General features: G+C 69.3%; 8 protein-coding genes and 1 riboswitch. Of the genes, 4 read left to right on the forward strand and 4 right to left on the reverse strand.

Annotated elements, in window-relative coordinates; translation table 11 throughout:
• Positions 1-130: FGGY family carbohydrate kinase (locus tag E3T24_RS08565; RefSeq protein WP_134434516.1), on the reverse strand; the 130-nt coding region annotated here is incomplete at its 3' end.
• Positions 131-363: 233 nt separating this feature from the next.
• Positions 364-494, forward strand: a riboswitch (FMN riboswitch).
• A gap of 106 nt (positions 495-600) precedes the next feature.
• On the opposite strand from E3T24_RS08565, the gene ribD reads away from it, so the two are divergent.
• Genes ribD through ribH form a run of 4 tightly spaced genes read left to right on the forward strand, consistent with a single transcriptional unit; the run spans position 601 to position 3,995 of the window.
• Positions 601-1,617, forward strand: coding sequence for a bifunctional diaminohydroxyphosphoribosylaminopyrimidine deaminase/5-amino-6-(5-phosphoribosylamino)uracil reductase RibD (ribD, locus tag E3T24_RS08570; protein ID WP_241976019.1), 1,017 nt, complete (start codon positions 601-603; stop codon positions 1,615-1,617).
• A 7-nt stretch (positions 1,618-1,624) separates the two neighbouring features.
• Positions 1,625-2,257, forward strand: coding sequence for a riboflavin synthase (locus tag E3T24_RS08575; protein ID WP_134367982.1), 633 nt, complete (start codon positions 1,625-1,627; stop codon positions 2,255-2,257).
• On the forward strand, positions 2,254-3,516 hold the full coding sequence (gene ribA, locus E3T24_RS08580; RefSeq protein WP_134434517.1) for a GTP cyclohydrolase II: 1,263 nt from the start codon (positions 2,254-2,256) through the stop codon (positions 3,514-3,516). Before E3T24_RS08575 ends, ribA begins: the two co-directional genes overlap by 4 nt.
• Positions 3,513-3,995 (forward strand): 6,7-dimethyl-8-ribityllumazine synthase, encoded by a 483-nt coding sequence (ribH, locus tag E3T24_RS08585; protein WP_134402960.1) that lies wholly within the window; start codon positions 3,513-3,515, stop codon positions 3,993-3,995. Before ribA ends, ribH begins: the two co-directional genes overlap by 4 nt.
• A 58-nt stretch (positions 3,996-4,053) precedes the next feature.
• Here ribH and E3T24_RS08590 read toward each other — a convergent pair whose 3' ends face one another.
• The 3 genes from E3T24_RS08590 to E3T24_RS08600 are packed head-to-tail and all read right to left on the reverse strand — an operon-like array spanning position 4,054 to position 6,649.
• Positions 4,054-4,881, reverse strand: coding sequence for an ABC transporter permease (locus E3T24_RS08590; protein WP_134367988.1), 828 nt, complete (start codon positions 4,879-4,881; stop codon positions 4,054-4,056).
• A complete protein-coding gene (locus E3T24_RS08595; RefSeq protein ID WP_134367989.1) occupies positions 4,878-5,726 on the reverse strand; it encodes an ABC transporter permease in 849 nt (282 codons plus the stop codon). Before E3T24_RS08595 ends, E3T24_RS08590 begins: the two co-directional genes overlap by 4 nt.
• Positions 5,723-6,649, reverse strand: coding sequence for an ATP-binding cassette domain-containing protein (locus E3T24_RS08600; RefSeq protein WP_134402958.1), 927 nt, complete (start codon positions 6,647-6,649; stop codon positions 5,723-5,725). Before E3T24_RS08600 ends, E3T24_RS08595 begins: the two co-directional genes overlap by 4 nt.
• Positions 6,650-6,819 lie beyond the last annotated feature (170 nt).

Consider the following 6,819-nt stretch of genomic DNA (forward strand, 5'->3'; position numbering starts at 1 on the left):
CCCAACCCGCCCGGGGGAAGATCTGCTCGTGCTCGAGCTGACCGGCGGAAATGATCGTCCCGGCCTTGTCGAAGATGATCGCGCGGGTACTGGTGGTGCCCTGGTCGATGGCGATGACGTGTTCGGTCATGGACTAACTCCCTTGTCAGGTCGTGACGCTGCGTACTGGTGAGGCCGTGAGTGCTGGTGAGGCCGTGACTAGAAACGATAATCGGTGCGCACCCCCCACGGGGAAGGAACGACCGCCGCCCCCGATGAGCCTGTGCGTCGCCGAGAGTCGGCCCGGGCACTGTGCGAGCTGTGAACAGTCCGGGCCGGGAATTACCCGGCGACGGATGCGTTGAGATATAACTAGTAACAAGAAACGTGCTCCGGGGTCGGTGTGAATCCGAACCGGCGGTGAAAGTCCGCGACCCGTTCCGCTCCAGGGCGAAACGGTTGAGCTGGTGAAATTCCAGCACCGACGGTTAAAGTCCGGATGAGAGGCGCACGAGTCGATTGGCCTTCCCGGCCGATCGGCGGGTTTCGCCTTGCGCAACCCACACGGTGTTCAGCGCACCGAAAACCCGGAGTTCGTTCAGAAACGAACGAGGACCGGAAATGACCGACCAGGCGACGCTCGAGGCCGTTATGCGGCGTGCGCTCGAGTTGGCCGCGAACGGACCGGCCACGGGCCCGAACCCCCGCGTCGGCTGTGTCCTCCTCGACGCTTCCGGGCAGTTCCTGGCGGAGGGCTGGCACCGTGGCGCCGGCACGCCGCACGCCGAGGTGGATGCCCTCGCCCGGCTTTCGGCCGGAGCCGCCCGCGGCGCGACCGCCGTCGTCACCCTCGAACCCTGCAACCACACCGGGCGCACCGGGCCCTGTGCGCTCGCGCTGATCGACGCCGGCGTGGCCCGCGTGGTCTACGCGGTCGCCGACCCTGGGCCCGTCTCCGGCGGCGGAGCCGACCGACTGCGCTCCCACGGCGTCGACGTCGTCGGCGGGCTGCTCGCCGACGAGGTCGAGCCCTTCCTCGCCGACTGGCTCGTCGCGGCCCGGCTGGGACGACCGTTCGTTACGCTCAAGTGGGCGTCGAGCCTCGACGGCCGGGCAGCCGCCGCGGACGGGACGAGCCGCTGGATCACCGGGCCGGAAGCCCGCCAGGACGTGCACCGGCGCCGCTCGGCGGCCGACGCCATCCTCGTCGGCACCGGCACGGTGCTCGCCGACGACCCCGCGCTGACCGCCCGCGACGCCGACGGGCAGCTCCTGCCCGCGCAGCCGGTGCCGGTCGTGATCGGCGCCCGCGGCATCCCCGTGGGCGCCGCCGTGCGGGGCCACCCGCACTCGCCGCTGATCTTCGCCACCCACGACCTGCTCGCGGTGCTCGGCGAACTGCACCGGAGCGGCATCCGTCACGCTTTCATCGAGGGCGGGCCCACGCTCGCCAGCGCGTTCGTCGCGGCCGGCCTCGTGGACGAGTACCTCGTCTACCTGGCGCCCACGCTGCTCGGCGGCGGCCGGCTGGCCCTCGGCGACATCGGCGTCGCCGGCATTGACGAGCAGCGGCGACTGACCATCGAACACTACGTCCGGCTCGGCGAGGACCTCCTCGTCGTGGCCCGGCCCAGATAGGGGAAGCATGTTCACCGGAATCATCGAGGAACTCGGCCAGGTCGAGAAGGTCGAGCGCGGGGCGGATGCCGCCCGGCTCACCGTCCGCGGACCGCTGGTCGTGGCCGATGCGGGCCACGGGGACTCGATCTCGGTCAACGGCGTCTGCCTCACGGTCGTCGAGCGCACCGGTGACACGTTCACGGCCGATGTGATGGCCCAAACCCTCGCCATGTCCACCCTCGACGCGGTGCAGCCCGGCAGCCCGGTCAACCTCGAACGCGCCGCCCGGGTGGGCGACCGGCTGGGCGGACACATCGTGCAGGGCCACATCGACGGCACCAGCACCCTGCTGGGCGTCACCCCCGGCGATGCGTGGCGGGTGCTCCGGTTCAGCCTCTCCCCCGAACTGGCCCCGCTGGTCACCGGCAAAGGGTCAATCGCCGTCGACGGCGTCTCCCTGACCGTCAGCAACATCAGCCCGGCGAGCGAACCGGACCAGTGGTTCGAAGTCTCGCTCATCCCCGAAACCCTCACCGCCACGACGCTGGGACAGCGCGCGGCCGGCGATCGCGTCAACATAGAAACAGACATCCTGGCCCGCCACGTGGAGCGCATGCTCGCCCTGGCTGACGCAGGATCGAAAAGGAGCAACTCATGAGTCTCGCTGACATCCCCGCCGCCCTGAACGCACTCAGGTTGGGGAAACCGGTCATCGTCGCCGACGACGAGGGCCGTGAGAACGAGGGCGACGTGATCATCTCCGCCCAGCTGGCCACTCAGGAGTGGATCGCCTGGACGGTGCGCTACTCCTCCGGTTTCATCTGCGCGCCGATGACCAACGACCTCGCTGACAAGCTCGACCTGCCGGTGATGGTACTCAACAACGAGGATGCGCGCGGCACCAACTACACCGTGTCGGTCGACGCGGCGGACCGCCTCAGCACCGGGATCAGCGCGGGCGACCGCGCCCACACCCTGCGGGTGCTGGCCGACCCGGACTCCACGCCCGCCAGCGTGCACCGTCCCGGCCACATCATGCCGCTCCGTGCCCGGGACGGCGGCGTGCGTGAGCGCGATGGCCACACCGAGGCCGCCGTCGACCTGATGAAGCTCGCCGGACTCGTGCCGGTCGCCGCGATCTGCGAGATCGTTGCCGAGGACGGCGAGATGATGCGCCTGCCCGGGCTGCTCGAACTCGGCGAGCGCGAGGGGGTTCTCGTGATCACGATCAAGGACCTGATCGCGTACCTGCAGGAGTTCCACTGCGACACGGACCTGCCCACCGTCAGCCCGATCCTCGAGTCGCCGCGGGTGGACTTCGAGGTGGAGACCACCGTTCCCACCGTGCACGGGGCCTTCCAGGTGCGGGCCTACCGCGACCGGATGACCGGTGCGGACCATGTGGCCATCGTCTCCGGCACCCCCGCGAACGGCGCCCTCGTGCGCGTGCATTCCGAGTGCCTGACCGGGGAGGCGTTCGGGTCACTCAAGTGCGAGTGCGGACCCCAACTCGACGCGGCGCTCGAGACGATCCGGGTCGAGGGCGGAGTCGTCGTCTACCTGCGTGGCCAGGAGGGGCGCGGCATCGGCCTGATCAACAAGCTGCGCGCCTACAAACTGCAGGAGGAGGGGCTGGATACCTTCGACGCCAACCTCGCGCTGGGCCTGCCCGCGGATTCCCGCGACTACGGCGCCGCGACGGCCATCCTGCACGAGATGGGCATCTCCTCCGTGCGCCTGCTGACCAACAACCCGGAGAAGATGCGCCAGCTCGAGGCGCACGGCATCGAGGTGACCGAACGTGTGCCACTGGTGGTCGGCGTCGGCACCCACAATCAGGATTACCTGGCCGTCAAGCGCGACCGGATGGGCCACCACATCGCAGACAGCGACATGTTGAAGGGAATCACACTATGAGCGGAGCAGGCTCCCCCGAGGTCAGCGTCGACGGAACCGGGCTGGACATCGTGATCGTCGCCGGACGGTGGCACGACGTGATCACCGACGGGCTGATCGCCGGTGCCACCCGGGTGCTCGAGGAATCCGGGGCCCGCCACTCCCTGGTGCGGGTGCCCGGCAGCTTCGAGTTGCCGGTGGCATGCAAGGTCGCCCTCGACAACGGCGCCGACGCGGTCGTCGCCCTCGGCGTGATCATCCGCGGCGGCACCCCGCACTTCGAGTACGTGTCGGCGGCGGCGACGGATGGCCTGACCCGGGTGGCGCTGGACGCCGGCAAGCCCGTGGGCTTCGGCGTGCTCACCCTCGACGACGAGCAGCAGGGCCTGGACCGGGTCGGCCTGCCCGGCTCGAAGGAGGACAAGGGCGCGGAGGCGGCTGCGGCGGCCATCGCGACCGCCCAGCTGTTGCAGAAGCTGCGGGGATACAGCTTCGACTGAACCCGTTCCGGTCGACAGTGCCCGTTCCGCGGGTCACTCTCGACCGGAACGGGCACTCTCAGTCGAGGAAGAGGGCGCGCAGGCGCCTGGTCGTGAAGACCAGGCCGAGCAGGATCATCACCAGGTAGTAGAGCACGTGCCAGAGCATGCCCACGTCGACCTGGCCGGTGGTCAGGCCGCGCACGAGCTCGATCCCGTGCCAGAGCGGCAGCACCTGGATCACGTACTGGATCGGCTGCGGGTAGACGCTCAGCGGATAGAACGTGGCCGAGAACAGGAACATCGGCAGCAGCAGGAAGTTGATCCAGTCCATCTGCTGGAACGTCTTCATGAAGCTCGTCACCGCCATCCCCACGCTCGCGAAGCCGAACGCGATCAGCAGCACGGCCGGCAGGGCGAGCAGCGCCCACCAGGACAGGTTCAGCCCGAGCACCTGCATCACCACCATGAACCCGGTGGCGTACAGCGCCCCACGGAGCAGGGCCAGTGAGATCTCGCCGAGCGCGACATCCAGCGGGCCCAGCGAGGTGGACAGCATCCCCTCGTAGAGCTTCGCGAACTGCATCTTGAAGAACACGTTCCAGGTGGAGTCGTAGATGGCGCCGTTCATCGCCGCGACCGCCAGCAGCGCCGGCGCGATGAACGCCGCGTAGGGAACCTCCTGGCCGGACTCGGTTGTGATCGTGCCGACCAGGGCGCCCAGGCCGAGCCCCATCGAGAGCAGGTAGAAGATCGGCTCGAAGAAGCCGCTGACCACGACCAGCCAGTTCGTGCTCCGCGTCGCCTGCCAGCCCCGCAGCATGACACTGCGAGCGTTGCCGGCGTAGAGGGCGCCGAGCGGGCGGGATGCCGCGGCATCCGTTCTCAGGTCGTCGATCCCGGTCATTTGTTCAGCCTCCTCGCGGCGACCCGGCGCGCCCAGGTCCAGCCCAGGGTCAGCAGAATCGCCAGGTAGAGCACGTGCGTCACACTCAGCCAGATCGGCTCGCTCGCCCCGTAGGTCAGCACCCGGGCGAGCTCGGTGCCGTGCCAGAGCGGGGAGATCCAGCCGATCCACTGCAGCCAGACCGGCAGCACGCTGAGCGGGAAGAAGGTGCCGGAGAACAGGGTCATCGGCAGGATGATGAACCGCATCACCATGGCCAGCTGACCGGTGTCCTCGGTCAGGGTGGCCGTGTACGCCATCAGCAGGGCGCCGAAGCCGAGCCCGGTGAGCAGGGCCGCGAAGACGGCCAGGAACCCGGCCGGGGACGGCACCGCCCCGAAGACCAGCATGAACGCGTAGTAGATGCCGCAGGTGACGCTCATCCGCAGGGCCACCGAGATGACGATGCCGTTGATGATCTGCCCGGGCTGGATCGGGGCGGCGTTCATGCCGTAGAACACCGGGTTCCACTTGAAGCCGAGCATGATCGGGTAGGTGAACTCCTCGCTGGCCACGGTGATCGCCGCGCTGCAGAGCAGGGCGGGGGCGACGAAGGCCAGGTAGCTGACCCCGGCCACCGCGTCCGGGCCCAGGTTGGCGTCGACGAGGGTGGCCAGGCCGACGCCCATCGCGTAGAGGTAGATCACCGGGTTGCCGATGGCGGTCACGACCACCGTCTGGGCGTAGGAGCGCATCACCCGGAAGCGGTGCTCGGCCACATACCAGGAACCCCAGCGCCGGGCGTGCCGGGTGGCACGGATGGCCTGGTCGCCGACGGAGCCGGGCGGGGGCGTGGGCGTGCTCATTCGATCAGGGTCCGCCCGGTCAGGCGCAGGAACACGTCTTCGAGGCTGGAGCGCCGCACCAGGCTGGTGATCGGTTTCAGCCCCGCGTCGATGATGCGCACCAGCTCGGACTCGCCGTTCTCGCTGTAGATCAGGATGCGGTCGGGCAGCACCTCGAGCCGGTCGCCCATCCCGGCGAGCTGCGCGGCCACGTCGGCGTTCAGGTCCGAGCCGAACCGCACCTCGAGCACCTCCCGGGACGAATAGGTGCGGATCAGCTGCGCCGGGGCGCCCTCGGCCATGATGACGCCCTTGTCGACGACGACCAGCCGGTCGCAGAGCTGCTCCGCCTCATCCATGTAGTGGGTGGTCAGCAGCAGGGTCGTGCCCTGTTCCTTGAGCCGGAACAGCCGGTCCCAGAGGATGTGCCTGGCCTGCGGGTCGAGCCCGGTGGTGGGCTCGTCGAGCAGGAGGATGCTCGGCTCGTTGATCAGGGCCCGGGCGATGGTCAGGCGCCGCTTCATGCCGCCGGACAGGGCGTCGACCTTCGCCTTCGCCTTGTCTTCCAGCTGCGCGAACGCGAGCAGCTCGTCGGCACGGCGGGCAACCTGGGCCCGCGGGAGGCCGAAGTAGCGCCCGTAGACGAGCAGGTTCTCCCGCACCCTCAGTTCGGTGTCGAGGTTGTCGGTCTGCGGCACGACGCCCAGGCGCGAGCGGATCTCCGGGCCGTACCGGTCCGGGTCCATGCCGAGGATGCGCAGGTCGCCGCCGGTGCGGGTGGAGACGGCCCCCACCATCCGCATGGTCGTGGATTTGCCGGCGCCGTTCGGGCCGAGCAACCCGAACGACTCTCCGGGAGCGACCTCGAAGGAGATGCCGTCGACGGCGGCGAAATCCTTGTACTTCTTGACGAGATTCTGGGCAACGATGACGGGCTCTGGCACAGTTCCCCACTGTAGACCGGGCGACCGACGCCGCGCGGGATGCGGTTAAGCTCAACTGGTGAGCACCCCGAACACGAACCCCCCGTCCTCTTCGACCCGCGAGGCATCCGCCCCGCCCGCCGCCCCGCCCGCCGCCCGGCCCGCCGCCCCGGCCGCTGCCCCGGCCGCCC

Origin of the sequence: Cryobacterium sp. TmT2-59, from assembly GCF_004403545.1 — a bacterium.
Classification (GTDB): Bacteria; Actinomycetota; Actinomycetes; order Actinomycetales; family Microbacteriaceae; genus Cryobacterium; species Cryobacterium shii.